This window comes from Thalassovita mediterranea, assembly GCF_001458435.1.
In the GTDB taxonomy this organism is placed as follows: Bacteria; Pseudomonadota; Alphaproteobacteria; order Rhodobacterales; family Rhodobacteraceae; genus Thalassobius; species Thalassobius mediterraneus.
Genome location: NZ_CYSF01000012.1, coordinates 234,354 through 260,634, shown reverse-complemented (window position 1 = coordinate 260,634; position 26,281 = coordinate 234,354). Strand labels below are relative to the sequence as shown.

Annotated in this window: 28 protein-coding genes; 18 read left to right on the top strand and 10 right to left on the bottom strand. The window is 58.9% G+C overall.

Annotation, left to right across the window (positions count from 1 at the left end):
* Nucleotides 1-181 precede the first annotated feature (181 nt).
* Nucleotides 182-832 carry a carbonic anhydrase gene (locus TM5383_RS12430; protein WP_058319353.1) on the bottom strand — a complete coding sequence of 217 codons (651 nt, stop codon included), beginning with the start codon at nt 830-832 and terminating at the stop codon, nt 182-184.
* 171 nt (nt 833-1,003) lie between these two features.
* Between TM5383_RS12430 and TM5383_RS12425 the strand changes: the two genes are divergently transcribed.
* The 3 genes from TM5383_RS12425 (at nt 1,004) to TM5383_RS12415 (ending at nt 3,728) form a co-directional block, all read left to right on the top strand.
* On the top strand, nt 1,004-1,387 hold the full coding sequence (locus tag TM5383_RS12425) for a hypothetical protein (protein WP_058319352.1): 384 nt from the start codon (nt 1,004-1,006) through the stop codon (nt 1,385-1,387).
* Between the two features lie 87 nt (nt 1,388-1,474).
* The gene (locus TM5383_RS12420; RefSeq protein ID WP_058319351.1) at nt 1,475-2,860 is read left to right on the top strand and encodes a leucyl aminopeptidase family protein; all 1,386 of its coding nucleotides are present in this window, start codon (nt 1,475-1,477) and stop codon (nt 2,858-2,860) included.
* Nucleotides 2,861-2,870: 10 nt separating this feature from the next.
* Complete coding sequence (locus tag TM5383_RS12415) at nt 2,871-3,728, top strand: C40 family peptidase (protein WP_058319350.1); 858 nt, start codon at nt 2,871-2,873, stop codon at nt 3,726-3,728.
* A 1-nt stretch (nt 3,729) separates the two neighbouring features.
* Here TM5383_RS12415 and TM5383_RS12410 read toward each other — a convergent pair whose 3' ends face one another.
* Nucleotides 3,730-4,074: a DUF2794 domain-containing protein gene (locus TM5383_RS12410; RefSeq protein WP_058319349.1), complete on the bottom strand. Its 345-nt coding sequence runs from the start codon at nt 4,072-4,074 to the stop codon at nt 3,730-3,732.
* A gap of 126 nt (nt 4,075-4,200) precedes the next feature.
* On the opposite strand from TM5383_RS12410, the gene TM5383_RS12405 reads away from it, so the two are divergent.
* Together TM5383_RS12405 and TM5383_RS12400 are read left to right on the top strand one after the other, a co-directional pair.
* Nucleotides 4,201-4,635, top strand: a complete 435-nt coding sequence (locus tag TM5383_RS12405; RefSeq protein WP_058319348.1) for a c-type cytochrome — start codon at nt 4,201-4,203, stop codon at nt 4,633-4,635.
* A 67-nt stretch (nt 4,636-4,702) separates the two neighbouring features.
* Nucleotides 4,703-5,815: an S-(hydroxymethyl)glutathione dehydrogenase/class III alcohol dehydrogenase gene (locus TM5383_RS12400; protein ID WP_058319347.1), complete on the top strand. Its 1,113-nt coding sequence runs from the start codon at nt 4,703-4,705 to the stop codon at nt 5,813-5,815.
* Nucleotides 5,816-5,886: 71 nt separating this feature from the next.
* Here the strand turns inward: TM5383_RS12400 and TM5383_RS12395 are convergent, their stop codons facing one another.
* Nucleotides 5,887-6,522: a TetR/AcrR family transcriptional regulator gene (locus TM5383_RS12395; protein ID WP_058319346.1), complete on the bottom strand. Its 636-nt coding sequence runs from the start codon at nt 6,520-6,522 to the stop codon at nt 5,887-5,889.
* 166 nt (nt 6,523-6,688) lie between these two features.
* Between TM5383_RS12395 and mbfA the strand changes: the two genes are divergently transcribed.
* Complete coding sequence (gene mbfA / locus TM5383_RS12390) at nt 6,689-7,663, top strand: iron exporter MbfA (protein WP_058319345.1); 975 nt, start codon at nt 6,689-6,691, stop codon at nt 7,661-7,663.
* A gap of 169 nt (nt 7,664-7,832) precedes the next feature.
* On the opposite strand, the gene TM5383_RS12385 is transcribed toward mbfA, so the two are convergent.
* Entirely contained in the window at nt 7,833-8,798 is a 966-nt protein-coding gene (locus TM5383_RS12385) for an NADPH:quinone oxidoreductase family protein (RefSeq protein ID WP_058319344.1), read from the bottom strand.
* 205 nt (nt 8,799-9,003) lie between these two features.
* Between TM5383_RS12385 and TM5383_RS12380 the strand changes: the two genes are divergently transcribed.
* The 5 genes from TM5383_RS12380 to curA all read left to right on the top strand — a co-directional run bounded on the left by TM5383_RS12380 (nt 9,004) and on the right by curA (nt 14,621).
* Nucleotides 9,004-10,635: a long-chain fatty acid--CoA ligase gene (locus tag TM5383_RS12380; RefSeq protein WP_058319343.1), complete on the top strand. Its 1,632-nt coding sequence runs from the start codon at nt 9,004-9,006 to the stop codon at nt 10,633-10,635.
* Nucleotides 10,636-11,167: 532 nt separating this feature from the next.
* On the top strand, nt 11,168-12,100 hold the full coding sequence (locus TM5383_RS12375) for an SDR family NAD(P)-dependent oxidoreductase (protein WP_058319342.1): 933 nt from the start codon (nt 11,168-11,170) through the stop codon (nt 12,098-12,100).
* A gap of 22 nt (nt 12,101-12,122) precedes the next feature.
* The gene (locus TM5383_RS12370; protein WP_058319341.1) at nt 12,123-13,142 is read left to right on the top strand and encodes a phosphotransferase family protein; all 1,020 of its coding nucleotides are present in this window, start codon (nt 12,123-12,125) and stop codon (nt 13,140-13,142) included.
* A gap of 4 nt (nt 13,143-13,146) precedes the next feature.
* A complete protein-coding gene (locus TM5383_RS12365; RefSeq protein WP_058319340.1) occupies nt 13,147-13,578 on the top strand; it encodes a PaaI family thioesterase in 432 nt (143 codons plus the stop codon).
* Between the two features lie 8 nt (nt 13,579-13,586).
* Nucleotides 13,587-14,621 carry an NADPH-dependent curcumin/dihydrocurcumin reductase gene (gene curA / locus TM5383_RS12360; RefSeq protein WP_058319339.1) on the top strand — a complete coding sequence of 345 codons (1,035 nt, stop codon included), beginning with the start codon at nt 13,587-13,589 and terminating at the stop codon, nt 14,619-14,621.
* A 71-nt stretch (nt 14,622-14,692) separates the two neighbouring features.
* Here curA and TM5383_RS12355 read toward each other — a convergent pair whose 3' ends face one another.
* The 4 genes from TM5383_RS12355 to sfsA form a co-directional block, all read right to left on the bottom strand.
* Complete coding sequence (locus TM5383_RS12355) at nt 14,693-15,544, bottom strand: universal stress protein (RefSeq protein ID WP_197407402.1); 852 nt, start codon at nt 15,542-15,544, stop codon at nt 14,693-14,695.
* Nucleotides 15,545-15,555: 11 nt separating this feature from the next.
* Nucleotides 15,556-17,040 carry a SulP family inorganic anion transporter gene (locus TM5383_RS12350; protein ID WP_058319337.1) on the bottom strand — a complete coding sequence of 495 codons (1,485 nt, stop codon included), beginning with the start codon at nt 17,038-17,040 and terminating at the stop codon, nt 15,556-15,558.
* Nucleotides 17,041-17,326: 286 nt separating this feature from the next.
* Entirely contained in the window at nt 17,327-18,139 is an 813-nt protein-coding gene (gene map, locus TM5383_RS12345; RefSeq protein ID WP_058319336.1) for a type I methionyl aminopeptidase, read from the bottom strand.
* An 86-nt stretch (nt 18,140-18,225) separates the two neighbouring features.
* Entirely contained in the window at nt 18,226-18,927 is a 702-nt protein-coding gene (gene sfsA, locus TM5383_RS12340) for a DNA/RNA nuclease SfsA (RefSeq protein WP_058319335.1), read from the bottom strand.
* Between the two features lie 50 nt (nt 18,928-18,977).
* On the opposite strand from sfsA, the gene TM5383_RS12335 reads away from it, so the two are divergent.
* From TM5383_RS12335 to TM5383_RS12305, 7 genes are all read left to right on the top strand, one after another.
* Entirely contained in the window at nt 18,978-19,700 is a 723-nt protein-coding gene (locus TM5383_RS12335) for a competence/damage-inducible protein A (RefSeq protein ID WP_058319334.1), read from the top strand.
* Entirely contained in the window at nt 19,697-20,446 is a 750-nt protein-coding gene (locus TM5383_RS12330; protein ID WP_058319333.1) for a GNAT family N-acetyltransferase, read from the top strand. Before TM5383_RS12335 ends, TM5383_RS12330 begins: the two co-directional genes overlap by 4 nt.
* A gap of 40 nt (nt 20,447-20,486) precedes the next feature.
* A complete protein-coding gene (locus TM5383_RS12325; protein WP_058319461.1) occupies nt 20,487-21,047 on the top strand; it encodes a peroxidase-related enzyme in 561 nt (186 codons plus the stop codon).
* An 8-nt stretch (nt 21,048-21,055) separates the two neighbouring features.
* On the top strand, nt 21,056-22,015 hold the full coding sequence (locus tag TM5383_RS12320; RefSeq protein WP_058319332.1) for an OmpA family protein: 960 nt from the start codon (nt 21,056-21,058) through the stop codon (nt 22,013-22,015).
* A 152-nt stretch (nt 22,016-22,167) separates the two neighbouring features.
* On the top strand, nt 22,168-23,562 hold the full coding sequence (locus TM5383_RS12315) for an aminotransferase family protein (RefSeq protein ID WP_058319331.1): 1,395 nt from the start codon (nt 22,168-22,170) through the stop codon (nt 23,560-23,562).
* On the top strand, nt 23,562-24,152 hold the full coding sequence (locus TM5383_RS12310) for a GNAT family N-acetyltransferase (RefSeq protein ID WP_058319330.1): 591 nt from the start codon (nt 23,562-23,564) through the stop codon (nt 24,150-24,152). The genes TM5383_RS12315 and TM5383_RS12310 overlap by 1 nt, the downstream gene beginning before the upstream one ends.
* Nucleotides 24,153-24,276: 124 nt before the next feature.
* Nucleotides 24,277-24,840 carry a HupE/UreJ family protein gene (locus TM5383_RS12305; RefSeq protein ID WP_143570239.1) on the top strand — a complete coding sequence of 188 codons (564 nt, stop codon included), beginning with the start codon at nt 24,277-24,279 and terminating at the stop codon, nt 24,838-24,840.
* 31 nt (nt 24,841-24,871) lie between these two features.
* On the opposite strand, the gene TM5383_RS12300 is transcribed toward TM5383_RS12305, so the two are convergent.
* Both TM5383_RS12300 and TM5383_RS12295 read right to left on the bottom strand, forming a co-directional pair.
* Nucleotides 24,872-25,906, bottom strand: a complete 1,035-nt coding sequence (locus tag TM5383_RS12300; RefSeq protein ID WP_058319328.1) for a permease — start codon at nt 25,904-25,906, stop codon at nt 24,872-24,874.
* Nucleotides 25,899-26,210: an ArsR/SmtB family transcription factor gene (locus TM5383_RS12295; RefSeq protein ID WP_058319327.1), complete on the bottom strand. Its 312-nt coding sequence runs from the start codon at nt 26,208-26,210 to the stop codon at nt 25,899-25,901. Before TM5383_RS12295 ends, TM5383_RS12300 begins: the two co-directional genes overlap by 8 nt.
* Nucleotides 26,211-26,281 lie beyond the last annotated feature (71 nt).

Here is a 26,281-nt window from a genome sequence, read left to right as displayed (position 1 = left end):
TTGATGAAAAGATGGGGCTGCTATCTCAGGAAAACGCGGCCCCGTCCAGTTTTCCCGTATGTTTTGCGGCAAATTCGATGTGTTTTCTCAGCTTTGATGGACGCAAACGCATCCGCACATGAAAACGGCCCCGCGCGGGATCACCGCTGGGGCCGTTCCGATACCTAATCAAAGGCCGCCGTTACAGCGCGCGGAATTTGTCATCTTCGGCGCTATATTCCTCCAGCACACCTTCGGAAATGTCATACCAAAGACCGTGGATTGTTAGGTCGCCCGCATCGACCGCTGATTTCACAAATTCAAAGCTCATCAGGTTTTCGAGCGAGGTCACAACACCACGCTTCTCCATTTCACGCAGGCGCACCTCTTCGTCTTGGATGTCGCTGGTCGCGTCATAGGCCGGACGCAACGCGTCGATCCAGTGCCCAACAAAAGAGGTTTCCTGTTCCAACTCAGGTGCATGGCCCGCGCACATGTCATGACATCCTTTGATGCCGCCGCACGCAGAATGCCCCACAACAACCAGATGCGACACCTTCAACGCCGTCACGCCATATTCCAGTGCCGCCGAGGTTCCGTGGCGGCCGCCGTCGACTTCACACGGGGGGACAAGGTTGGCGATGTTGCGGTGCGCAAAAATCTCACCCTGGTCTGCACCAAACAGCGAAGTAACATGCACCCTGCTATCACAACAGGAAATCACCATCGCACGTGGGCGCTGTGCCTCAGTGCCTAGACGGCGAAACCAATTCTGGCTCTCGGCGTGGGTCGTGGCTTTCCAACCTTGATAGCGTTGCACCAAGTAACTGGGCAGTGGCTTTGCATGCTGCATGTCGTCTCCTCGTCGTTTAGGCCGTTGTAAGAGCAAATCAATGACATTTGAAACCTTTTTGAGTGGTTTAATGCGCCCCAAGAAACCAATTGGGAACCAAACCTACTGTCTATTACCCCACGAACGGCGGTGTCTGCATCCGCAATCAGGCAATAAAAAGAGGGGAACGGCATGGGTTCGATTGCCAAAATGGAACTAAACGAAGCAGTGAAGCTAAACGGGTTTCACATGGCGCAGCTTTACGAAGATCTGGGCGCCCACTGCGCGGAACGGGTGGTGCAAAAGGCACTGGCCGACATTGCCCAGCGCCTGACGCTTTGTGAAGCCGCGCTGGCCACGGGGAATCTGACGCAATTGCGCAAACAGGCACGCGCCCTGTCTTCTGTCGCGGCGCAGATCGGCTTGGCGGTGCTGCAACCGCCTGTTGCTCATATGCTTGACGCTGCCGCACAAGCGGATGCAGTCGCATGCCAAGCCACACTTAGCCGATTGCAACGACTGGTCTGCAGCGGCTTAGAGGCGGCAACTGACCTGCAGCGCAGTCGCTGGCTTTGACGCAGCGCAGCAAAATGGCCTTGCAGGTCCGGACGCAGCGCGTAGGCTGGGTGCAACTCCGTGATCCTCAGCGAAAGGCCCGCCCGCATGTCCCCACGTTTTGCCAGCTCCGCAGATGCCCCCATCCCCGTTCATGTGGTTGAGGCAGAGAGCCTGCAAAACTGGCTGGATCAGCAACCCGCGCGCATTCAGACATGGGTACGCGGCGCGGAATACAAGCCCGCACTGGGCAAGGTGCTGCTGATCCCCGGCGCCAGCGGCGCGGTCGAAGAGGTTCTGGTGGGCTATGGCACACCGGCGCAGCGCAAACGGACTCGTTTTCATCTAGCCGCAGCCGTGCCTGCCCTGCCCGAAGGGGCGTATCAGATCGCATCTGGCCTGCCTGCGGATGTAGCAGAGGTTGAGGCGCTGGGGTGGCTCTTGGCCGCCTACAAGTTTGACCGCTACGCAGGCGCACAGCCGAAACCCGTGCGCCTTGTTGCGCCCGAAGGTGTGGACGCCGCCGAGGTCGAGGCGATTGCCGCCGGTGAATTTCTGACCCGCGATCTGATCAACACCCCCGCCAATGACATGGGACCCGACGCGCTGGAGGCGGCGGCGCGTACACTGGCGGATCAGCATCAGGCGCAGATCGCTGTGACCACGGGCGATGACCTCCTCAATCAGAACTTCCCGCTGATCCACACGGTGGGGCGCGCCAGTGACCGCGCGCCGCGTCTGATTGATATGCGCTGGGGCACTGCGGGGCCGAAACTAACGCTGGTGGGCAAGGGCGTGTGTTTTGACACTGGTGGACTGAACCTGAAACCCGGTGCCAGCATGGGATTGATGAAAAAGGACATGGGCGGCGCGGCCACCGTTTTGGGTCTGGCGCATATGATCATGGCTTTGGGCCTGCCGGTGCAACTGCGGGTGCTGGTGCCTGCGGTGGAAAACGCGGTGTCGGCAAATGCCTTCCGCCCCGGTGACATCCTGCCCTCGCGCAAGGGTCTGAGTGTCGAGGTCAACAACACCGACGCCGAAGGCCGTCTGGTGCTGGCAGATGCACTGGCCTATGGCGCCGAAGAAAACCCTGACATGATGCTGTCGATGGCCACCCTGACCGGTGCGGCGCGTGTGGCCGTTGGCGCTGATCTGGCGCCGTTCTTCTGTGATGAAGATTGGATTGCCGACCGCCTGATGCAAGCATCGCGCGATGTGGCCGATCCGCTGTGGCGTCTGCCGTTCTGGGAACCCTATGAGGCGCAGATTGAACCGGGTATTGCCGATCTGGACAATGCGCCCAAGGGCGGCTTTGGCGGCGCGATCACCGCCGCGCTGTTCCTGCGTCGCTTTGCCGGTGAGAATGTACGCTACAGCCATTTCGACATCTACGGCTGGCAACCGGCCAGCGCACCCGCACGGCCCAAAGGCGGCGTTGGCATGGGCGCCCGCGCCCTGCTAGAGGCGCTGCCGGATCTGCTGGACATCTGAGGCCTGCGAGATGACGACCGACACGCTTGACCGCCGCCTGATCCCCGCCAACACCCGCGTCGCGGCGCGTAGCCTGCGGGGCAAGGTGGATGCGCCAACCTACGTTGAGGGCGACTTGCGCATTGTTGCCCGCCCTGTTGTTGACTTGTTGCATGCCCCCTTGGGCCGACGGGAACGCCAACTGCTGTTGGGCGAACCCGTACTAAGCTACGAAACGCACGGCGGCTGGTGTTTCGTGCAGGCCAAACGCGATGGGTACGTCGGATACATTCGTTCCGAGGACCTGGAGGATCGCCGCGAACCCAGCCATCGGGTGATCGCACGGTCAACGCATATCTACTATGAACCTGACTTCAAATCGCCGGAACGTATGGGCCTAAGCCTTGGCACGGGCCTGTGTTCGCGCGGTGAAGAAAACGGTTTTCTGGTCGTTGCGGATGGCTATGTGCCGATGATCCATCTACGTGACGCAGCCGTTCAGGATGACGATGTTCTAACAGTGGCAGAGCGCTATCTGGGCGTGCCTTATCTGTGGGGCGGCAACTCGATCTGGGGTATCGATTGTTCCGGTCTGGTACAGGCGGCATGTCTATCCTGTGGCATCCCTTGCCCCGGTGACAGTGATCAGCAGCAGGCGCTTCTGGGCCGTGATCTGCCAGAGGGCACCAAACCCCGCAAAGGTGATCTGCTGTTCTGGAAAGGACACGTCGCACTGGTTGCGGGCAAAAACCGCATCCTGCACGCAAACGCCCATTCCATGACCACCTGTTATGAGGATCTGGATGCCGCCATTGCACGTATTGCCGCTGCGGGGGACGGACCGGTCACAGCACACAAACGCTTACCGAAATCAGCAGCAGCGGGTTAAATCACTCGACCGCGCGGATCAGTTTGCGTTCCAGTACCCGCAGCACGGTTTTCAGATCATTGCCGCGTTTCAGCATCTGACCCTCCATCGAGATCACGCAATACTGCCCCTGTTTCAGACGCAACTTGGGGTGTTTTTCGATACGGTACAGCGGGTTCTCCGCTGTCCTGCGAAAGATCGAGAAAACCGCGTGGTCTTTCAGCGCTGAAATCCCGTAATCGCGCCACTCGCCTGCCGCGACCATCCGGCCATAAAGGGACATGATCACCGCCAATTCTGTGCGGTGGAAAGAAACCTGTTCCGGCATTGCGGGGCGCGGAAAGGGCGTCGTGTGTTGAATACTCATACCTCTAAGGTTGCCCTGATCGGGGATGAAATCAAGGTCACTGGTGATTTGACGAAAAAGTCACTGCCAGACGGGTCGGTTTCCGTTAGTCTAAAAATGCACGCAAAATAGCCAGCAGGAGGCCTCATGAAACGCAGCACCCTTCCCCTGATTTTGACTCTGATTGCCCTGCCCGCCGCAGCCCATGAAGGGGTAAAGGACCCACAAGTTCTGGCCCGCATGAATGTGATGGAAACGATTGGCAAACAAATGGGAACCCTCGGCGGGATGGCCAAGGGCGAAGTTGCCTTTGACGCGGATGCGGCCGCAGCAGCCAAAGCGACCCTTGAAAAGGCATCCGCTCAGGTGCTGCCGACGTTTGAACCACCTGCAACGGATCCCCACAGCGAAGCAGCCCCGGCCATCTGGGAAGAATGGGACGGATTTACGACGCAATCTGTCGCAATGGACGCAGCCATTGCCGCTTTGGATACGTCATCTTTGGAAACACTAAGAGCCGGATTGGGTGGCATCGGGCAAACCTGCCGCACCTGTCACAAGGCCTATCGGATCAAGAAGTGACCTGAACAATCAGGCACTTGAACGGGATGTGGCGACACATCCCGATATTGTCGTCGGAGGATAAACGATGCGTACCAGAGCAGCCGTCGCCGTTGAGGCGGGCAAGCCACTTGAGATTATGGAAGTGAACCTTGAAGGCCCGAAGGCGGGTGAGGTTCTGGTGGAAATCAAAGCCACGGGCATTTGCCACACCGATGAATTTACCCTGTCGGGCGCTGACCCAGAGGGTATGTTCCCCGCCATCCTGGGCCACGAAGGCGCCGGTGTGGTTCTGGAAGTGGGCCCGGGCGTGACCAGCCTGAAACCGGGCGATCATGTTATCCCGCTCTACACCCCTGAGTGTCGCGAGTGTGAATACTGTCTGAACCCCAAAACCAACCTGTGTCAGTCGATCCGTTCGACCCAGGGCCAGGGTCTGATGCCCGATGGCACCAGCCGTTTCTCGATGCTGGATGGCACCCCGATCCTGCACTACATGGGCTGCTCGACCTTCTCGAACCATACGGTTCTGCCGGAAATCGCACTGGCGAAGGTGCGCAAGGACGCGCCCTTTGACAAGATCTGCTACATCGGTTGCGGCGTCACCACCGGCATCGGCGCGGTGATCAACACCGCCAAAGCAGAAATCGGCAACCGTTCGATCGTCTTCGGTCTGGGCGGCATTGGCCTGAACGTCATTCAGGGCCTGCGCATGGCTGGCGCGGATCAGATCGTTGGCGTTGACCTGAACCCTGCCAAAGTCGAAATGGCGAAGCGTTTCGGCATGACCGATTTCGTCAACCCGACCGAAGTTGAGGGCGATCTGGTTGGCCATCTGGTCGAACTGACCGGCGGCGGTGCAGACTACACCTTTGATGCCACCGGCAACGTGCAGGTGATGCGCACCGCACTGGAATCGGCGCACAAGGGCTGGGGTGAATCGATCATCATCGGCGTTGCCCCTGCAGGTGCGGAAATTTCGACCCGTCCCTTCCAGCTGGTCACTGGCCGCAGCTGGCGCGGCACCGCCTTTGGTGGCGCCCGCGGCCGTACCGATGTGCCGCAGATCGTCGATTGGTACATGGACGGCAAGATCGAGATCGACCCGATGATCACCCACACCATGGGTCTGGATGACATCAACAAAGGCTTCGACCTGATGCACGCCGGTGAATCGATCCGCTCGGTCGTCGTTTACTAAGCGCCCTTTGATCACTGCACGAAACAAAACGCCGCCTCCTTGGGCGGCGTTTTTCGTTGCTAAGAGACCGTTCAGGCGCTGTAACGGGCCAGGAACATATCTACCGCAGCATGGGCCACACGGGCGCGTTCTGCTTCGCTAAACTGTGACTGGATACCAAAGACCGCACGCATAAACAGTTCCGCCTTGCACAACTCAGTAAACTGATCGGCCGCCATCGCAATATCGTCGATCGCCAGATCTCCACGCGAAACAGCATGTTTCAGATATTGCGAAATACGGTCGCGCCCCAACATCGGACCGCTTTCATAAAATGCCTGCCCCAGTTCTGGGAACCTGTCCACCTCAGCCACGCAGATGCGAAAGATACGCTGAGAAAACTCTGCCGTGATGATGGTCGTGAGTTGCAGGGCCGCCTGCGTTAGCACGTCGCGAGGTGGAGCGTTAATGTCTGTAAGGTCAAGCGCAGCCTCTGCCTGACGCCGACAAGCATCGCGAGCGACCTCGATAAACAGTAGCCGCTTGTCAGGGAAGTAACTGTAAAGCGTTGCCTTCGATACGCCCGCAGCGCGCGCGATATCATCGACCGAGGCCGCTGCAAAACCATCAGCCATAAAAACCTCACGCGCGCCTTGCAGCACTTGGTCAAATTTCCGCCCTGTGCGCACAACATCTTTGCGTAGGGTGTCTTTTTCCGTTTGCGGCATTGTTATCCTAACTGACAAGCGAACTGGCAGGGCGCTAGTGCGGTCCTAGTTTGATCCAGCGCATAGGCCATCGCAACCTCTAACTGCTAGCAGGATGCCGTGTCTTTGCAGGGTTGAAGTGCCGTGATCAACGACATAACTTAGAATTATTCTAAAAGAGGTTCAGATGCGATACACCCTTAACCGCCGCCGTTTCAAAGACCTAAGCGAGCAAGAAGTTCTGGCGCTGGCCATCGCGTCCGAAGAAGACGACGCACGTATTTATCGCAGTTTTGCCCACCATCTGCGGGCCGAGTATCCAGACTCAGCAGCGATTTTTGACGGAATGGCCGCCGAAGAGGACGAGCATCGCCGCCGCCTGCTGGATCTGCACAAATCGCGATTTGGCGACCACCTGCCATTGATCCGGCGCGAACACGTGGCGGGGTTCTATTCACGCAAACCCGTATGGCTGACCGAAAACCTTAGCCTGGACCAGATTCGCGCCGAAGCCGCCGCAATGGAACGCGCTGCCGAAGCCTTTTATCAGAAAGCTGCCGCGCAGAGTCAGGATGCAGACACCCGTGCCCTGCTGGGTGATTTGGCCGCCGCCGAAGCGGGCCATGTCGAAAGCGCCACAGAATTAGAAGCGCGCCATTTGGACGACGACAGCCGCGCCGACGAAGACCGCAATGCCCACCGCCAGTTCATTCTGACGTGGGTGCAGCCCGGACTGGCGGGTTTGATGGATGGATCGGTTTCGACATTGGCACCGATCTTTGCCACCGCGTTTGCAACCCAAGACACCTGGACAACCTTCCTCGTCGGGCTGGCGGCATCGGTAGGCGCGGGCATTTCAATGGGCTTTACCGAAGCCGCATCAGATGACGGCGAACTGTCTGGTCGCGGTTCGCCAACCAAACGCGGCTTTGCCTCTGGCATCATGACGACAGTTGGGGGCCTAGGTCACGCCCTGCCCTATCTGATTACCGATTTCTGGACTGCGACCATTATCGCAATCATCGTTGTGTTTGTGGAACTGTGGGCAATTGCGTGGATCCAGAACAAATACATGGAAACACCGTTTTTCCGCGCCGCGCTGCAAGTAGTACTGGGCGGTGCCTTGGTCTTTGGGGCCGGTGTACTGATTGGATCGGGCTAGGGCCAGTAAGGATTTGTTAACCAGTCCACGTTAGAATTGCCTCAGTACAGGCTATGACAGACAGGCAACGACGCATTTAGCGTTAGGCGGATCACCCTTAGCAGCCCCTCTTGGCTAGGGTGATCCGCGTACTATCGATGGTGTCAACGATAGGCCCAGCGCCCCGTCCTCAGGGCACCAGAACCAATTTGCCCACAGCACCGCGGTTTAGGATGCGGGCCAGCACCTCTGGCGCCTGCGCCAAAGGATAGCGCCCTTCGATCAAGGGTTTGATCTGACCTTTGCGATACCAGTTCATCAGTTCCATCATATTGGCACCGTAAACCTGCGGCTCTGCCTTGGTGAAGTTCCCCCAGAATACACCGACAACGGCGAACTCTTTCACCAGTGCCAAATTGACCGGAAATTTCGGAATTTCACCGCTGGCAAAACCGATAACCAGCAGGCGGCCGTTGCGGGCCATCACACGGGTGCAGGTGTCGAATACATCTCCACCCACCACATCAAATGCAACGTCGACCCCTTTGCCATCGGTCAGGCGCTTCACATCATCCCGCAGAGCGTCATAACCGATGACCTCATCTGCGCCAGCATCACGAGCGATCTGCTGTTTTTCTGTGGTGGAGGCCACTGCGATCACCTTCGCCCCCATGAGTTTACCGATCTGCACAGCCGCCAGACCGGTTGCGCCCGCAGCGCCCAGAACCAGCAGCGTTTCACCTGCCTGCAACTGTGCGCGCTGTTTCAGCGCATGATGCGAGGTGCCATAGGCCACCATCAGCGCGCAAACCTCGGCGGCATCGGCATCACCGATGGGAAAGGTCGCACGCTCATCCACTGCGACCTGTTCAGCGTAACCACCCAACTGTGGGATCGCACCCAGACGATCACCGACCTTCACGCCTTGCACCTCTGGGCCGATGGCGATCACCTCACCAGCGGCTTCCATTCCGGGCACAAAGGGGCACGGGGGCTTCATCTGATAAAGGCCCTGCACCAACAAACCGTCCGGGTAGTTGATACCTGCCGCTTCGACCCGCAGCACCACCTGTCGCCCGGTTGCTGTTGGATTGTCCTGCTCTTCGACGCGCAGATCATCTAGCGGCCCGAATGCGTGGCATGTCACTGCTTTCATTTTGGTATCCTCCCTCATGCAAAATACACCCTATGGGCGCTTTGCGCACAGGCTGGCGCAAAGCGTCCCCATTCCGCAAGGGGATCAGCAAAACACCCTACGTCACCTTGATCTGAAAAACAGTTAACGCGTACAGCGATTTCCCTTTTACGATCTTTGTTCGCCGCGCTACGGTTTTCCCCGAGGAGATTAAAGGGAGAACACCATGCAAGGCATGATGATGCATCGGCCGTTGCTGATCCGGGATATTCTGACATTTGCGGCGCAAGCCTTTCCACATGCAGAAATCATCTCAGCACGCACAGAGGGCGATGTTCACCGCCAGACTTATGGCGAAACACTCGGTCGGGTCAGCCAACTGGCCAATGCATTGAAGGCGCACGGCATCGCCCACGGGGATCGTGTCGCAACACTGGCCTGGAACGGCTATCGGCATTTCGAATTGTACTACGCAATTTCCGGCAGCGGGGCCGTTTGCCACACCATCAACCCGCGCCTGTCCGAAGAACAACTGGTCTATATCGTCAACCACGCCGCAGACCGGATGATTTTTGTTGATACCACCTTTGTCCCCGTCCTGGAGGCAGTGCAGGATCAACTACCGGCTGACATCACCTATGTGATCATGACCGATCGCGCACATATGCCTGAAAACTCACTCAATGCGCTGTGTTATGAAGAGTTTCTGGCCGATCATTCGCCGCAGTTTGAATTCCCTGAGTTTGATGAAAACACCGCCTCGGGCCTGTGCTACACCTCGGGCACAACAGGCAATCCGAAGGGCGCGCTTTATAGCCACCGCTCTTCTGTTTTGCATGCCCTGATGGTTTGCACCTGCCTTGGGGCCACGATGCCAGAAGGCAGCAGCGTGATGCCTGTTGTGCCCCTGTTCCACGTCAACGCCTGGGGCCTGCCGTATTCGGCCCCGCTCTTGGGGTTGAACATGGTAATGCCTGGCGGCGCGCTGGACGGCCCAAGCCTGTTCAAACTGATGGACACAGAGAAAGTTCATTCCGCATGGGGCGTGCCCACCGTGTGGCAGGGCCTACTGGCCGAAATCGACGCACAGGGACGCAAACCCGATGGCTTTGCTGATCTGGTGGTTGGCGGTTCCGCGGCGCCGCGCGTGATGATCGAAACGCTGGAAAAAATGGGCGTCTCTGTCGGCCACGTTTGGGGCATGACCGAGATGAGCCCGCTGGGCACACATGGCAACATGCCGGGCTGGGTTCGCGATCTGCCCTTCGATCAGATGATCGACCGCAAGGCCCTACAGGGGCGGCGCGCTTATGGCGTTGAAATGAAAGTGGTCGACGAAGACGGCAATCCGCTGCCCCAAGACGGCCAAACCCCGGGTGAATTGTTTGTGCGCGGCAACACGGTTGTTTCGGGCTATTTTGAAAACCCTGAAGCCACGGAAAAAGCGCTTGATGCAGATGGCTGGTTTGGCACCGGCGATATTGCCACGGTTGATCCAAACGGGTTCCTGTCCATTCAAGACCGGTCCAAAGACCTGATCAAGTCGGGCGGCGAGTGGATTTCGTCTATTGATCTGGAAAACGCTGCCATGTCGCACCCCGCAATCGCCAGCTGCGCGGCCATCGCCATCGCCCACCCGAAATGGGACGAACGCCCGGTTCTGGTCGCTGTGCCTGCGGGTGATGAGCGACCCAGCCTCGAAGAGCTGCACAGCCACATGTCCGAACACTTTGCCAAATGGCAACTGCCCGACGATGTGGTCTGGGCCGATGATCTGCCGCTGACGGCAACAGGCAAAGTATCCAAGCTGAGCCTGCGCAAGCGTATGGCGGACTACGTGCTGCCGGACATGCGGTGATCGCTACAGGCTCAAAACAAAGCACCCGGCCAGATAACTGACCGGGTGCTACCCCTAAAAGGTGCAGGGGTCGCAACAAAGGGCTCCTCCCTTCCCTGAGTCGCGGATGTCTGATTCGCCATCAGACTATAGACTGACATACCCAAAACTACCTAGTCCCTTTTCGCGCCGGATCCGGCGGTTTCTCGGGAAAAAATCGTTTGCTACGTCAACAGAACCGTAACGTCGGATTTCAACGACGTTACGTCTTTTATTGGCGGAATCCTTGCCGGAGTCAAATGCTCAGCCTAACGTCAGGTCGAAAACCGGAGAAAGTTGCGTCTTAAAGGGAGGAAGCGCAATGGGATCTGCGCGGTTAACTGCACTGCGCCCTAGTCAGGACGCCGGATCAGCCGCCCTCTGCGCCCATAGCCGATCGATCGAATCCAGACTGTTTCCACACAGAATACGGATCCGTTCCCCACAGCAATACACCCATTAAATATCCATTTGGCGCAGCGTTCTCCTGCGTCAAACAGTTCGGAGAAGACAGATGAACGACGTAAGATTTGACGGTCAGGTGGCCATCGTAACCGGTGCAGGTGCTGGCCTTGGACGTAGCCATGCACTAGGTCTGGCTGCGCGTGGTGCCACGATTGTGGTCAATGATCTAGGCGGCAGCGTAGATGGCAGCGGCACCGGTTCCGCTGCCGCGCAGGCCGTTGTGGCCGAGATTGAGGCAATGGGCGGCACCGCGATGGCCAATGGTGCGGATGTGTCGGATGAGGCGCAGGTGCGCGCAATGGTCGATGCCGTCATCGACGCCTATGGTCGTATCGACATCTTGGTCAACAACGCCGGTATCCTGCGCGACAAGACCTTTGCCAAGATGACGATGGCTGATTTCCAGACGGTGGTGGATGTTCACCTGATCGGCAGCGCCAATTGCACCCATGCGGTTTGGCCGCACATGGTGGAACAGGGCTACGGACGTATTCTGTTCACAACCTCTGCCTCGGGCCTCTACGGTAACTTTGGTCAGTCGAACTACGGTGCCGCGAAATCGGCGATGTTGGGCCTGATGAACGTCCTGTCGATTGAGGGGGCGAAGTTCAACATTCGCGCCAACATGCTGGCCCCATCGGCGGCCACACGGATGACCGAAGGTCTGCTGTCTGCGGATGTGCTGGCGCTGATGCAGCCGGAAACCATCACCCCGGGCGTGCTGGCATTGGTCAGCGCGGATGCCCCGAGCAAGATGATCCTTGGCGCCGGTGCAGGCTGTTTTGCCGAGGTGCAGGTGCGTGAAACCGCTGGTGTGGCCCTGGCCGATGACCAGATGACGCCAGAGGCGGTGCTGGCTGCGATGGACCAGATCCGCGATCCCGAAGGCGCGACGCCCGTCGAACACGCTTTTGCCCAGACCCGTAAATTTGCCCGCATGGCAGCCGCGGCGCGGGGTCTGCCCCTGCCGTGGAACGACTAATCCCTGCTGAAAGGACGCGCGAATGAGCACCCCTGATCTGGATCTTGATGCCGTTGGCCACTATCTGACGGATCACATTGATGGCCTAACCCTACCGCTGAGCGCGCAGAAATTTGCGGTGGGGCAATCAAACCCCACCTTCCGCCTCAGCAGTGGGGATAGATCATGGGTGTTGCGGCGCAAACCACCGGGGGTGCTACTGAAATCCGCCCATGCGGTAGATCGCGAGTTTCGGGTCCAGCGTGCCTTGGCTGGCAGTGATGTGCCGGTGCCGACGATGTATCATCTTTGCGAAGATGACGATGTGATCGGGTCTGCCTTCTACGTGATGGAAGAGATCAAGGGCCGCCACTTCGATGATCCACGTTTGCTGGATATCGCCATTCCCGACCGTATGGCGTTTTTCGAAGAGATGAACCGTGTTCTGGCTGCAATTCATTCAGTCGATCTCGGCGCGGTGGGTCTGCAGGATTATGGACCGGACGGAAATTACTATCGCCGTCAGATCGACCGCTGGGTGAAACAATACCGCGCCTCAGAAACTGAGGTCATTGCCCCGATGGAAGAGCTGATCAGCTGGCTGGATCAGAATATTCCGGCAGAGGATGGCCAGCGTACGCTAGTCCATGGCGATTACCGGATCGACAACATGTTGTTTGATACGAACAGCGCGCGCTGTCTGGCCGTGCTGGACTGGGAGTTGAGCACAACAGGCCACCCCTACGCCGATCTGGCCGCTGTCATTATGCAATGGCAGATGCCACCGGGGGGAGAGGGCCGCGGGCTGGCCGGTGTGGATCGCAACGCCGAAGGTCTGATGAGCGATCAAGCCTTTATCGAGATGTATTGCACCCGCCGCGGGCTGGCGGGGATTGATCGGTTCGGGTTCTATCTGGCCTTTGCCTTTTTCCGCATGGGGGCGATCCTGCAGGGCGTTTACAAACGTGCGCTGGATGGCAACGCATCCGACCCCGGACGGGCCAAAGCCTTTGGCGCCTATGTCACGGTCTTTGCCCAAAACGGCCTGAAGTCGGCGGAGTAAAGCAATGAACACTGTCGAAAATCCCCACCCTATCGCAGCCGACCTACGCGAGGATCCTTATGCCTATCAACAACTGGTGGGGTTTCAGATCATTGGCTGGGCAGACGGGTTTGCGCAGGTCGAACTGGATCTGGAAACAAAACATGGCAACCGTTACGGCATCCCGCATGGCGGTCTACATGCCACATTGATTGACACCGCGATGGGGTTTTGTGGCAGCTACACTGGTGATCCCGCCAACCGCCAGCTGGTCATGACCCTGTCGATGACCGTGAACTATCTGGGGCAGGTGCAGGGTAAACGCCTGATCGCCACCGCACGCAAAACCGGCGGCGGGCGATCCACCTATTTTGCCGAAGCGATGGTCAAAGACGAATTGGGCAATCCAATAGCCAGCGGCGTGGGCACCTTCCGGCTGCGCAGCAGAAACAAGTGAGACACAGCATGACACAGATGCAGCACATCGTTCTGGCGCGCCGCCCCGAAGGCGCTCCGACGACTGATGATTTTCGTTTGGAAACAAGCCCCCTGCCCACCCCTGCCGAAGGCGAAGTGCTGGTAAAACTCAGCCACTTCTCACTCGATCCCTATATGCGGGGGCGCATGGATGACGCAAAATCCTACGCCGAACCCGTACCTTTGGGCGGCACGATGACCGCCGGTGGCGTCGGAGAGGTAGTAGCCTCCAACCACCCCGGCTTCGAACCCGGGGACCATGCGTTTGGCATGTTTGGATGGGCTAGCCATGGCTGCCTGCCGGGCAAAGAACTGCAAAAGCTTGATCCAACCATGGGACCGACAACTGCGGCCCTTGGCGTTTTGGGCATGCCAGGTTTTACCGGCTGGGCGGGCTTGATGACCTACGGCGATCCTAAACCTGGCGAAACACTGGTGGTCGCTGCCGCGACAGGGCCCGTCGGGTCTATCGTTGGGCAATTGGCCAAGGCCAAGGGCCTACGCGTCATCGGCATCGCAGGCGGCGCAGACAAATGCCAGATGGCCTTAGACACGTTCGGGTTTGATGCCTGCCTAGACCACCGCGCCTATGACGACGCCAGCGCCCTGCGCGCCGCATTAGCCGACGCCTGCCCCGATGGCATCGACATCTATTTCGAAAACGTCGCGGGCAAAGTCCTAGAGGCCGTCTTGCCGTTGATGAACACGGGCGGTCGCATTCCACTGTGTGGCATGGTTGCGTGGTACAACGCCGGCGCACTGGGGGCCAATCAGGGCGGCGCAATGGATCAACTGCCCAAACTGTGGCGCACTATTCTGGTCAAACGCCTGCATGTGCATGGCTTCATCATCACTGACCTCTGGGGCAAGTATGGTGAATTCATGAAAGAGGTCGCGCCGATGGTGGCCGCTGGTCAAATCCGGTTTGTCGAGGATGTGGCCCAAGGGCTGGAAAACGCGCCAACTGCCTTTATCCGCATGCTGGAGGGCGGAAACAAAGGCAAACAGATCGTTGCGCTGTAAGTGACATCTATAGCGTCGCAACAAAAAAGGGGCCCATTGGGCCCCTTTTCTATCCCAGCATAGTCGCCGGTTTATTTCATCAGCAGCACCGGCACCTTGCAGGTGCGGATCATCGCCGTAGTGGTCGACCCAATGATCATCGCGCGGATGCGCGAATGACCGTAGGCGCCCATGACCAGCATATCATGACCATCCGCCTCGATCAGATCGGCCAATGCGACCTCGGGCTGGCCTTCGACCACCTTCACCTCTGCGGCGTGACCGCCTGCGGCCAGCGTGGCCTTGGCGTCTTCCAGACCCTTGGCAACGGCGTCAGAGGGTTTGCCAACGGTCACAACAGTGCAGGCCAGACCAGCAAACAGCGGGTGTTTGGCAACATAGTCCACCGCCTTCATCGCGCTGGTGCCGCCGTCAAAGGCGATCAGCACCTTTTCGATCGGCTGGAATTCACGGTTGGCAACGAACACGGGTTTCGTGGTCGCACGCGCCACACGTTCCAGGTTGGAGCCAAGGTGCTTTTTGGCAAAATCGGCCTTTTCACCACGCTTGCCGATGACCACCAGATCAGCGTCCCCTTCCATGGTTTCCACGGTCTCGACCATGTCACCAAGGCGCAGATGCGGATGTACCTCGGCCACGCCATCCTTTTCGATCAACGCCTGCGCGTCCTCTAGGATCGCACGCCCCTGCGCCTGTGCCAGCTTGGCGCGTTGCGCGTCCAGTTCTGCCAGTTCGCCCATGATCTTGGACCGTGCGCCCAGACGCAGATTGCCGCTCAGGTCCTCGGACCCGCCATCGCGGCGACCCAGAACGTGGTAAAGATCAACCGAGGCACCAATGCGCCCGGCAATCCATGCGATGTGATGGCAGACCGATTCAGAATAGGCAGAGCCATCCACCAGTGCGAAGATTTTCTTGCTCATGTCAGTCATCCTTAGTGGGCCATCAGTTTGTCCATCGCGCCGGGCTTGTCATGTTCGCCCAGACGGTCAACGATGGTTTTGGAGGCTTCGTTCATTCCGATAATCTCAACCTCGGCACCGTCACGGCGGAATTTCAACACAGCCATATCCAGCGCAGCAACCGACGAAATGTCCCAGATGTGGGCGCGGCTGACATCGATCACGACCTTTTCCAGCGCTTCCTTGAAATCAAACGCCTTCATGAAATCCTCGGACGAGGCAAAGAACAGCTGGCCATGGATCGTGTAGGTGCGGGTGCGGCCATCCTCGGACAGATCGGTGGTGACGGCAAATAGCTGCGCGATCTTCCACGCAAAGAACAGGCCCGACAGCAGAACGCCGACCAGAACGCCGATGGCAAGGTTGTGGGTGAACACAACAAAGACCACGGTGGCCACCATCACGATGGAGGACGACGCAGGGTGTTCACGCAGGTTGGTGATCGACGACCAGCTGAAGGTGCCGACAGATACCATGATCATGATCGCCACCAGCGCGGCCATCGGGATCAGGCCCACGATATCATCAAGGAACACCACAAGGATCAGCAGCACCACACCGGCGATGAAGCAGGACAGACGGCCACGGCCACCGGATTTCACGTTAATCATCGACTGACCGATCATCGCACAGCCCGCCATGCCACCGATGAAACCGGTTGCCATGTTGGCGACGCCCTGACCGATGCATTCCTGGTTCTTGTCCGACGTGGTGTCGGTCAGATCATCGACGAGGTTCTGCGTCATCAAGCTTTCCAGCAGGCCAACCGCGGCGACGGCTGCCGAATAGGGCAGGATGATCATCAGGGTTTCAAGGTTCAGCGGGATATCCGGGATCAGGAACATCGGCAGGGTATCGGGCAGCTCACCCATGTCGCTGACGGTGCGCAGGTCCAGACCCAACCACAGCGAAATAGCAGTTAGAACCACAATACACACCAGCGGCGACGGGATGGATTTTGTCAGCAGCGGGAAGGTGTAGATGATCAACAGACCAGCGGCGACCATCACATAGGTCAGTTGCGGCACATCGATCAGCTCCGGCAGCTGCGCCATGAAAATCAGGATCGCCAGCGCATTCACAAAACCGGTCATCACTGACCGGCTAACAAACCGCATGACATATCCCAGCTTCAACAGACCGGCGCCCACCTGTAGCACGCCAGCCAGAACCGTCGCGGCCAAGAGGTACTGCAGCCCGTGATCCTTCACCAGTGTGACCATCAGAACCGCAGTTGCGGCCGTAGCGGCAGAGATCATGCCGGGGCGACCACCCACAATGGCGGTGATCACCGCGATCGAGAAGGACGCATAAAGCCCCACCTTCGGGTCCACGCCCGCGATGATCGAAAAGGCGATCGCCTCGGGGATCAAGGCCAGCGCCACCACCAGACCTGACAACAGGTCGGCGCGGATGTTTCCGAACCATTCGTGTTTGTAATTGGATAGCAGCATCATTCGCCTCCGGTTCCGGGCCACCGCTGCGGTGGCCGGGGTGCATATGTTGTCCTGTTCGCAGGGTAGCGGCCTTGGCTAGCAAGGCCATAATCACGTTTGGGCCGCTTATATAAGGGGCTGGTTAGATCGCAACCCCCAGCGGCGCTTGTGGTTGGGACTGCACGGGCAGTGTCGCCGAGCAATCACAGACCGCAGATGGTTGACGCACAGGCGATGCAGATTTGGGCGGGTGCAGAATAGAAAAGAGGCCCAGCGGGCCCCTTTCAAATCTCAACCAGTGTCGTGTTTAGCCGTAGGTCGGGTGGAACCGTCCTGTCGGCGACAGGGTAAAGATCTCAAACCCATCTGCGGTCACACCGATCGAGTGTTCAAACTGCGCCGACAGCGATTTATCGCGGGTCACGGCAGTCCAGTCATCGGCCAGAACCTTGGTTTCAGGGCGACCCAGGTTGATCATCGGCTCGATGGTGAAGAACATGCCCTCTTCCAGCACCGGACCAGTGCCCGCGCGGCCATAGTGCAACACGTTCGGCGGCGCGTGGAACACACGGCCCAGACCGTGACCGCAGAAATCGCGCACAACGCTCATCCGGTGGCCTTCGGCGAAGGCCTGGATCGCATGACCAATATCGCCAAAGGTATTGCCGGGCTTCACCGCCTCGATTCCCTTGAACAGCGCATCATGGGTTACTTGGATCAGGCGCTCCGCCTTGCGGTTCAGTTTGCCGGCCACATACATACGGCTGCTGTCACCGAACCAACCATCGGCAATCACAGTGACGTCGATGTTCAGGATATCGCCATCCTTCAGCTTCTTGTCGCCGGGGATGCCGTGGCAGACCACATGGTTGATCGAAATGCAGCTGGCGTGCTGATAGCCCTTGTAGCCGATGGTGGCCGAGGTGGTGCCCGCCTCTTTCACCTTTTCTTCGATGATGCGGTCCAATTCGCCGGTGGTCTGACCGGGGAAGACGTGTTCAGCGATCTCATCAAGGATCTTGGCCGTTACCGCGCCCGCCTTGTGCATACCAGCAAAGTCAGAGGTCTGGTGGATGCGGATGCCGTCGCGTGTGATACGGCCTTGATGCGTGTCGTTCACGGGATCACCTTCTCGTGCAGATTACATTTGCCACAGTATGTAAGGCGTTTGCGGATCGGATGCCAGAGGCTGTGCTGTTTGGCCCCTCAAACAGGAACAAAAGGCAGCGACTTGCCCACATCAATGCCCTCGGGGCTGATCTGGCAGTCAAAACACATCACCTCAACCCCAGCGGTCATCGCGTCGCGCAGACCTACGGCATAGGCGGGGTCAATGTCAGCGGCAATGCTAACGCGGTCACAATCCGTGCGCTGCACCAGATAGAGCATCACCGCACGTTCGCCGCCCTGTACGATCTTGGTCAGCTCGCCCAGATGTTTCAGGCCACGGGCGGTCACGCTGTCGGGAAATTCCGCCAATCCGGCCTGACGGCAGAGCGTCACGGACTTCACCTCGACATAGCAATCAGGGCCATCGCCGGACAGCAGGAAGTCGATGCGCGATTTGTCGCCATATTTCACCTCGGGGCGCACCAGCGGCGCGACCAGCCCCGGCACCTCACCCGCCATCAGCGCGGCCTTGAGCGCGCGGTTCGGGACCGAGGTGTCGACGCCAGTGAAATGACCGTTTTCGTGATCCACCAAACGCCAGCCATACTTCAGCTTTTTCTTAGGATCATCGTTGGGTTCCAGCCAGACCTTCATGCCCTCATCCGCCAGCCCCATCATCGAACCGGGGTTGGCGCAATGGGCTGTCACCTCGCGCCCGTCGTCCAAAATCACATCCGCAAGGAAGCGTTTATAGCGACGGATCAGCCGGGCGGGGACAAGAGGGGTTTGAAAGCGCATATCACGCGCCTATACCGTAGCAGGTAAAGACGCAAGGAAGGAGAGCGAGGATGCAAAACCCAACAGCCGCCATGCTGGTGATCGGGGATGAAATCCTGTCCGGTCGCACCCGTGACAGCAACATGAACCACCTTGCCAAGGAACTGACCAAACACGGCATCGACCTGAAAGAGGCGCGCATGGTCTCGGACGACGCGCAGGCGATCACCGATGCGGCGCGCACGCTGGCGGCGGCCTATGATCACGTCTTTACCTCGGGCGGAATTGGGCCGACTCATGACGATATCACCGCCGACTGTATCGCCGCCGCTTTCGACACACCGATTGATGTACGCGACGACGCGCGCGCCCTGTTACAGGCACATTATGACCGCCAGGGGCAGGAATTGAACGAGGCACGGTTGCGCATGGCGCGTATTCCCGATGGCGCTACGCTGATCGACAACCCGATTTCCACCGCCCCCGGTTTCACCCTACACAACGTGCATGTGATGGCGGGCGTGCCGACGATTTTTGAAACCATGGTGGCCTCTGTGCTGCCAACGCTGACAGGCGGCGCGCCATTGCTGAGCCAATCGCTGCGGGTGGAACGCGGTGAAGGCGACATTGCCGCGCCGCTGACCGCGCTGGCCGACGCCTACCCCGATCTGTCATTCGGATCCTACCCGTTCAGCCAGAACGGCCTTTACGGCACCAATATCGTGATCCGTGGTCAGGATGGGGCGCAGTTGGATCAGGCGATGACCGCTCTGGCAGAGGCGATGCAATCATGACGCCCACCCCGGCACATGCCCTGCCCGACGCACAGGCGCTTTACGATGTAACCGATGCCACATGGCCCGCCGCCACGGAAACACGGCAGGGTCCATGGCGCATTCGTGATGGACAAAACGGTGGACAGCGCGCGTCGGCGACCGTGGCTGTAGACACTCCAAAGACGGATGATATTGCAGAGGCCGAGGCCGCGATGCAGGCGCTAGATCAACCCCGCCTGTTCCAGATCCGCGACGGCGATGCCGCGCTGGATAAAATGCTGGCAGAACGTGGTTATGAAATCGTCGATCCAGTGAACCTTTGGGTTGCGGGCATTGAAGACATCGCAACCGAATTCCCCCCGCCCGTCACCGCCTTTCAGGTCTGGGAACCATTGGCGATCCAGATCGACATCTGGGCAAACGGCGGCATTGGCCCCGCGCGCATCGACGTCATGCGCCGCGCGAATTGTGCAAAAACCGCCTTGCTTGGCCGGTTGAATGACAGCCCTGCTGGTGCAGGTTTTGTCGGGATCCATGACCAAATCGCAATGGTGCATGCCCTAGAGGTCGTGCCAACCCAACGCAGACAGGGGATGGCGCAATACCTTATGCGGCTAGCTGCCTTCTGGGCGCGTGACAATGGTGCGCGCCACATGTCTGTGCTGTGCACGCAGGCGAACGATGGCGCCAACGCCCTCTACCGTGGGTTAGGAATGACCCTTGCAGGACAGTACCATTATCGCAAACATGGCGACGACCTGTAACCACACGTTTCCGGAGGAGAAACACGTGACCCAAGACGACATGCCCACCGCCCTGAACCTGCCGATGGTGGATCCGCTGCCTGAACAGACGCAGAAGTATTTTGATATCTGTCAGGAAAAATTGGGGATGGTGCCCAATGTGCTGAAAGCGCATGCCTTTGATATCGAAAAGCTGAACACCTTCTCGGCGCTCTATAACAACATCATGTTGGCGGACAGCGGCCTAAGCAAGCTGGAACGCGAAATGATCGCGGTCACCGTGTCGTCGGAAAACAAGTGTTTCTATTGCCTGACCGCCCATGGCGCGGCAGTGCGTGAGCTGTCCGGCGATCCTGCGCTGGGTGAGGCGCTAGTGATGAACTATCGCGTTGCCAAGATCACACCACCCCAGCGCGCAATGCTGGATTTCGCCGTCAAATTGACCAAGGCCAGCGCCACCATCGAAGAGCCGGACCGTCAGGCCCTGCGCGATGCGGGCTGGAGTGATCGTGATATCTGGGACATTGCCAACACCGCCGCTTTCTACAATATGACGAACCGGGTCGCCTCGTCGCTGGATATGCGTCCCAACCCTGAATACCACGCTCAACACCGCGGATAATCACCCCAATGCGCCTAAACGCCTTGCTTGCTGCTGCTTTGCTCCTGCCTTCGATGGTTGGCGCTGCGCCGCTGTCACTGACCTTGCCGGGCAACAGCACTGTCCTCAGCGATGAGGTCAGTGCCCTGGACGCCTATGCGCTGCCCATTGGGGCCTACCGTGATGGCGCCCTGCCGGTGAAGAACCTGACCGGACAGGTGCAGCGCAGCAGCTGGCGGGTGGGTTCGCAGGGGCTAACCGCGTTGCAGGTCCTGACACCGTTGGAACAGCAGTTGACTGAACTGGGATATGAGGTGCTGTTCCGTTGTGCCACTCAGGCCTGCGGCGGGTTTGATTTCCGGTTCGAAACCGAAGTGTTTGCAGCCCCGGCAATGCATGTGGATCTGGGAGATTTCCACTTCATATCGCTGCGACAAGGGGACGAAGACCACCTGAGTCTCTTTGTCTCGCGCTCAGCCAATGCCGGATTTATCCAGCTGATCCGCGTAACACCAGAACAGAACGAAACCACGAACCTAAGCACCAATGCTGCGGCCAATGAAGGCCCTCAACTGTCTGCGGTCAGTCGTCTGAATACAGCGCCGTTCGGCGACGACCTGATCGATACCTTGCAGGACCGCGGCCATGTGGTGCTGGGCGATCTAACCTTTGAAACCGGTTCTGCAGATCTGGGCGCGGCTGATTTTGCCAGCCTGGCCGCTCTGGCGCGTTACCTGAATGCGGATGCAAACCGCCGTGTTGCGCTGGTGGGCCACACCGATGCGGTGGGGGCGCTGGATCGAAACATTGCACTATCCCGCCGTCGTGCGGCATCCGTACGTGATCGGCTGATCAGCACGCTTGGCGTTAACGCAGAACAGCTCGACGCCGAAGGAATGGGCTATCTGGCTCCACGCGCCAGCAATCTGACCAACGAGGGCCGCGAAGAAAACCGCCGTGTTGAAGCCGTCCTATTGAACACAGAATAGCCAATAAATTCGGGCGATCATCTGCGGGGGGCATTCTGGACCTATCATAGACCCGCATCTGGACCTACGCCATTTCCTAAATTCAGCCTTCAATATGCATATGCTGCGGACATGTGTCGCGCACCCCCATGACATTGCGAAAGGACAGCCCAATGGACGGCACCCGTGACAACGATATTCAGGCAGTCGTCGACGCCGACCGCGCCCACGTCTGGCACCACCTGACCCAGCACAAACCTTTCGAAGAGGCGGAACCGCGCATCATCATCGAAGGCAAGGGCATGCGTGTCTGGGACCAAAACGGCAAGGAATACCTTGATGCCGTGTCCGGCGCAGTGTGGACGGTGAATGTAGGCTATGGCCGCGAGAGCATTGCACAGGCGGTGCAGGAACAGCTGGTCAAGATGTGCTATTTCGCGCAGGCCGCGGGGTCGATCCCCGGCTCGAAATACGCTGAAAAACTGATCTCCAAAATGCCGGGGATGAGCCGCGTTTATTATTGTAACTCTGGCTCGGAGGCGAATGAGAAAGTCTTCAAAATGGTGCGCCAGATTTCGCATAAGAAATACGGCGGCAAAAAGAACAAGATTCTTTACCGCGACCGCGACTATCACGGCGGCACATTGGCCACGATGTCGGCGGGCGGTCAGGATGAACGCAACCTGCAATACGGTCCCTTTGCCCCCGGTTTTGTTCGCGTGCCCCACTGCATGGAATACCGCAAAGACGAACTGGGCCTCGGCCATCTGGAAGGCGAAGAGTTCGGCATCGCCGCCGCCAACCTGATTGAGGATGTGATCCTGCGCGAAGGTGCGGACACCATCGGCCTCTTGTGTCTGGAACCTGTGACCGCAGGCGGCGGCGTCATTACCCCGCCCCCCGGCTACTGGCCCCGCGTGCAAGAGATTTGCAAGAAATACGATATCCTCCTGCACATTGATGAGGTGGTCTGCGGCATCGGGCGCACCGGCACGTGGTTTGGCTATCAGCAATACGGCATCAAACCGGATTTTGTGACCATGGCCAAAGGCGTGGCATCGGGTTATGCGGCGATTGCCTGTATGGTGGCGACCGAAGAAGTCTTTGACTGCTTCAAATCCGATCCTTCGGACAAGCTGGACCATTTCCGCGACATCTCGACCTTTGGCGGCTGTGCCAGCGGTCCGGCGGCGGCACTGGAAAACATGCGCATCATCGAAGATGAGGGCCTGTTGGAAAACTGCGAAAAGATGGGCGAACGCTTCTTCGCTAATCTTGAGGCGCTGAAAGAGAAGCACGCCGTTATCGGCGACGTGCGCGGCAAGGGTCTGTTTCTGGGCGCCGAACTGGTCAAGGATCGCGATACCAAGGAACCGGTGGAAGAGGCGCAGGTTGGCGCGGTCGTCGCAGCCTGTGGCGCGATGGGGGTCATCATCGGTGCATCCAACCGATCAGTGCCCGGGCGCAACAACGTGTTGTGCTTCTCTCCCTCACTGATCGTAACGCCAGAGGATGTCGATCTGATCACTGATACGGTCGACAAAGCACTGAGCGAGGTTTTCGGCTGATGTGGCCAGCAACAATTGAACTGACGGGCCAGCATGTAACGCTGGCCCCTTTGTCGTTTGACCATCTGGCGGACCTACAGGCCGCCAGTGCCAGCGGCGACATGCATAAACTGTGGTACACTAGCGTGCCCTCGGCCGATGGGATGGAGGCAGAAATTGCCCGCCGTCTTGGCTTGCAAGAGGCGGGGTCGATGCTGCCCTTCACCGTGTTGCTGCCGACGGGTCGTGCGGTGGGCATGACCACCTACATGAATATCGACGCCGCCACCAAACGGGTTGAGATTGGCTCCACCTGGTACGCGCCAGAGGTGCAGCGCAGCTCGCTGAACACAGAGGCCAAGCGCCTGCTGCTGTCGCATGCTTTCGATGATCTTGAGTGTGTCGCGGTAGAGTTTCGCACCCACTTCATGAACCATCAAAGCCGCCGTGCGATTGAGCGGCTGGGCGCAAAACTGGATGGCGTGTTACGCAGCCATACCCGTATGGCGGACGGCAGCCTGCGAGATACGGCGGTCTATTCCATCCTGTCGCATGAATGGCCAATGGTGCAGGCGCATCTGAACTGGCAGCTGGAAAAGCCGCGCGATTAAGCATCTGGGCTGGGCAATCTACCCAGCCAACACCTCCGCCTTGCGCTTTCGCGCAGGGCGTGGTCTTAGATCACGTACAGGCACGACCCATTTCGGGGTGCCGGATGACCTAACTAAGGATCCGATGATGAAATATCTCACTCTTCTGGCCGCGCTGCTGCTGGCCTCCCCCGCTTTTGCCCATATGGACCCCGCCGAACATGGCTCGATCGCGGCGGGTTTTACCCATCCTCTGTTTGGCCTTGATCACGTGCTGGCGATGATCGTCGTTGGCCTGTGGGCCGCGCAAATCGGCGGCTGGGCGATCTGGTCGGTGCCATTGGGGTTTGTGTCGGCCATGCTGGCAGGCTTCCTTGCATCCCTCGCCGGTGTACCGCTGCCAGTGGTGGAGCCAGTGATCCTAGCGTCGTCGGTCATTCTGGGCCTGTTGGTGGCACTGGCGGTGCAGCCGCAAACCCATTGGGCGATGTTGACGGTGGCGGGCTTTGCCCTGTTTCACGGTCACGCCCACGGGTCGGAACTGGGCGCGGCAGAGGCGCTGCCTTATGGCGCGGGCTTCCTGATGGCGACGATTGTTCTGCACGCCTTTGGCACCCTGATCGGGGCCAGCCTGCAACGGTTCCAACTGCCCCTACGCATCCTTGGCGGCGGCACCGCATTGGCCGGTGTCATTATAGCCGTTGGATGACAAAAGGGGGCCGCGCGGCCCCCTCTTTTCGTTAGAGCATCTGAAACAGAATACCCGACAGGATCGCGCCACTGATCCCCAGCCCCAGATAGGCAGCAAAGACCTGCGGTTTCACCAGCGACCACACCGCGGCCATCGCAGGGATCGAACTGACCGCGCCCGCGATCATGAACGACATCGCGGCCCCCGCACTCATCCCTTGATCCATCAGCCCAGCCAAAAGCGGCGGCGCGACATAGCTGTTGAGGTAGGCAGGCATCCCGACAAAGGCAGCGGTGATGATCGGCAGCACACCGGTGCCCCCCACCAGCGTGGCGATCAGATCGGCGGGCACATAGTGCACCAGCAACGCCTCCAACACATAGGCCAGTGCCAGCCATTTCAGCAAGAACAGCGCATTGCCACGGAATTCGCGCCCGAATGTCTGACGACGTTCTGCCTCTTGCCAGAATTTCCACTGCGGTTTGCCGCCCATCTTGGGCGCACTGCAGCAGCTGCCGCAACCCGACGACTGTTGCTTTTTCAATGGCGATTGGAACGCACCCAAACGCATCAACCCACGCAGGGCAAAGCCACCAAACAGCCCGAGGGATACAGCCGCCACAGCCTTACCAATCGCAAAAGGCCAGCCAAGCGCACCGGCAGTGATCAACAGCGTCGGCGGATCGATCAGGGGCGAGGACAACCAGAACGCCATCACCGCAGGCAAGGGGGCGCCAAGCGCCAACAGACCGGCGATAAACGGGATCACCTCACAGGAGCAGAACGGCGCCAGCCCACCAAACAGCGCGGCCAAGAGGATCATCCGGCTTTCCCGCCCCTCAAATGCGCGGGCCACCATCACCTCTGCCCCCGTGGCCTTCAGATAGGCCAGCAGAAACACCGCCAACACGATGTAGCGTGCAGTGCTGAGCAGAGCCGCGATGGCAAATTCGGTCACGTCGCGCAGGTTCGCCGGATCCAACAGCGCCACCAGTGCCAGCAGCAGGATCACCAAGGACCATGGGGTTTTCAGATAGCTTAGCCCAGTGGACCAATTACGCGGGGATTGGGAAATATCAGTCATCGTTCGCCACCTCCTGTGGGGCATCGGCGCAGCATTCGCACAGGATGTAATCTGCCAGCAGTCGCAGGTGATCAAAGTTCGCCCGTGTGATCGTGCTGCGCCCCTGACGTTCTTGCAGGACGACATTGCCCGCGGCCAGAAACTTCAGATGATGCGCCAGCGTTGAGGGGGCAATGCCCGACCTCTCTTGTATCTCACTTACACTCAATCCTGCAGCACCGGCGCGGATCAGGATGCGCAGCACGTCCAACCGTGCCTCTGATCCCATTGCGCCAAAGCCGCCTGCGGCCACTTCCAGTTCCATCGGTCATATCCCAATTGATTCTATAAAACTAGTTTTATAGTTTTAATAAAGAAGCACAAGGCCCTCATATA

Excerpts from the sequence above, each read along its gene's own strand:
- TM5383_RS12430 (WP_058319353.1), bottom strand. The coding sequence starts at position 832 with ATGCAGCATGCAAAGCCACTGCCCAGTTACTTGGTGCAACGCTATCAA.
- TM5383_RS12425 (WP_058319352.1), top strand. The coding sequence starts at position 1,004 with ATGGGTTCGATTGCCAAAATGGAACTAAACGAAGCAGTGAAGCTAAAC.
- TM5383_RS12420 (WP_058319351.1), top strand. The coding sequence starts at position 1,475 with ATGTCCCCACGTTTTGCCAGCTCCGCAGATGCCCCCATCCCCGTTCAT.
- TM5383_RS12415 (WP_058319350.1), top strand. The coding sequence starts at position 2,871 with ATGACGACCGACACGCTTGACCGCCGCCTGATCCCCGCCAACACCCGC.
- TM5383_RS12410 (WP_058319349.1), bottom strand. The coding sequence starts at position 4,074 with ATGAGTATTCAACACACGACGCCCTTTCCGCGCCCCGCAATGCCGGAA.
- TM5383_RS12405 (WP_058319348.1), top strand. The coding sequence starts at position 4,201 with ATGAAACGCAGCACCCTTCCCCTGATTTTGACTCTGATTGCCCTGCCC.
- TM5383_RS12400 (WP_058319347.1), top strand. The coding sequence starts at position 4,703 with ATGCGTACCAGAGCAGCCGTCGCCGTTGAGGCGGGCAAGCCACTTGAG.
- TM5383_RS12395 (WP_058319346.1), bottom strand. The coding sequence starts at position 6,522 with ATGCCGCAAACGGAAAAAGACACCCTACGCAAAGATGTTGTGCGCACA.
- mbfA (WP_058319345.1), top strand. The coding sequence starts at position 6,689 with ATGCGATACACCCTTAACCGCCGCCGTTTCAAAGACCTAAGCGAGCAA.
- TM5383_RS12385 (WP_058319344.1), bottom strand. The coding sequence starts at position 8,798 with ATGAAAGCAGTGACATGCCACGCATTCGGGCCGCTAGATGATCTGCGC.
- TM5383_RS12380 (WP_058319343.1), top strand. The coding sequence starts at position 9,004 with ATGCAAGGCATGATGATGCATCGGCCGTTGCTGATCCGGGATATTCTG.
- TM5383_RS12375 (WP_058319342.1), top strand. The coding sequence starts at position 11,168 with ATGAACGACGTAAGATTTGACGGTCAGGTGGCCATCGTAACCGGTGCA.
- TM5383_RS12370 (WP_058319341.1), top strand. The coding sequence starts at position 12,123 with ATGAGCACCCCTGATCTGGATCTTGATGCCGTTGGCCACTATCTGACG.
- TM5383_RS12365 (WP_058319340.1), top strand. The coding sequence starts at position 13,147 with ATGAACACTGTCGAAAATCCCCACCCTATCGCAGCCGACCTACGCGAG.
- curA (WP_058319339.1), top strand. The coding sequence starts at position 13,587 with ATGACACAGATGCAGCACATCGTTCTGGCGCGCCGCCCCGAAGGCGCT.
- TM5383_RS12355 (WP_197407402.1), bottom strand. The coding sequence starts at position 15,544 with ATGAGCAAGAAAATCTTCGCACTGGTGGATGGCTCTGCCTATTCTGAA.
- TM5383_RS12350 (WP_058319337.1), bottom strand. The coding sequence starts at position 17,040 with ATGATGCTGCTATCCAATTACAAACACGAATGGTTCGGAAACATCCGC.
- sfsA (WP_058319335.1), bottom strand. The coding sequence starts at position 18,927 with ATGCGCTTTCAAACCCCTCTTGTCCCCGCCCGGCTGATCCGTCGCTAT.
- TM5383_RS12335 (WP_058319334.1), top strand. The coding sequence starts at position 18,978 with ATGCAAAACCCAACAGCCGCCATGCTGGTGATCGGGGATGAAATCCTG.
- TM5383_RS12330 (WP_058319333.1), top strand. The coding sequence starts at position 19,697 with ATGACGCCCACCCCGGCACATGCCCTGCCCGACGCACAGGCGCTTTAC.
- TM5383_RS12325 (WP_058319461.1), top strand. The coding sequence starts at position 20,487 with ATGCCCACCGCCCTGAACCTGCCGATGGTGGATCCGCTGCCTGAACAG.
- TM5383_RS12320 (WP_058319332.1), top strand. The coding sequence starts at position 21,056 with ATGCGCCTAAACGCCTTGCTTGCTGCTGCTTTGCTCCTGCCTTCGATG.
- TM5383_RS12315 (WP_058319331.1), top strand. The coding sequence starts at position 22,168 with ATGGACGGCACCCGTGACAACGATATTCAGGCAGTCGTCGACGCCGAC.
- TM5383_RS12310 (WP_058319330.1), top strand. The coding sequence starts at position 23,562 with ATGTGGCCAGCAACAATTGAACTGACGGGCCAGCATGTAACGCTGGCC.
- TM5383_RS12305 (WP_143570239.1), top strand. The coding sequence starts at position 24,277 with ATGATGAAATATCTCACTCTTCTGGCCGCGCTGCTGCTGGCCTCCCCC.
- TM5383_RS12300 (WP_058319328.1), bottom strand. The coding sequence starts at position 25,906 with ATGACTGATATTTCCCAATCCCCGCGTAATTGGTCCACTGGGCTAAGC.
- TM5383_RS12295 (WP_058319327.1), bottom strand. The coding sequence starts at position 26,210 with ATGGAACTGGAAGTGGCCGCAGGCGGCTTTGGCGCAATGGGATCAGAG.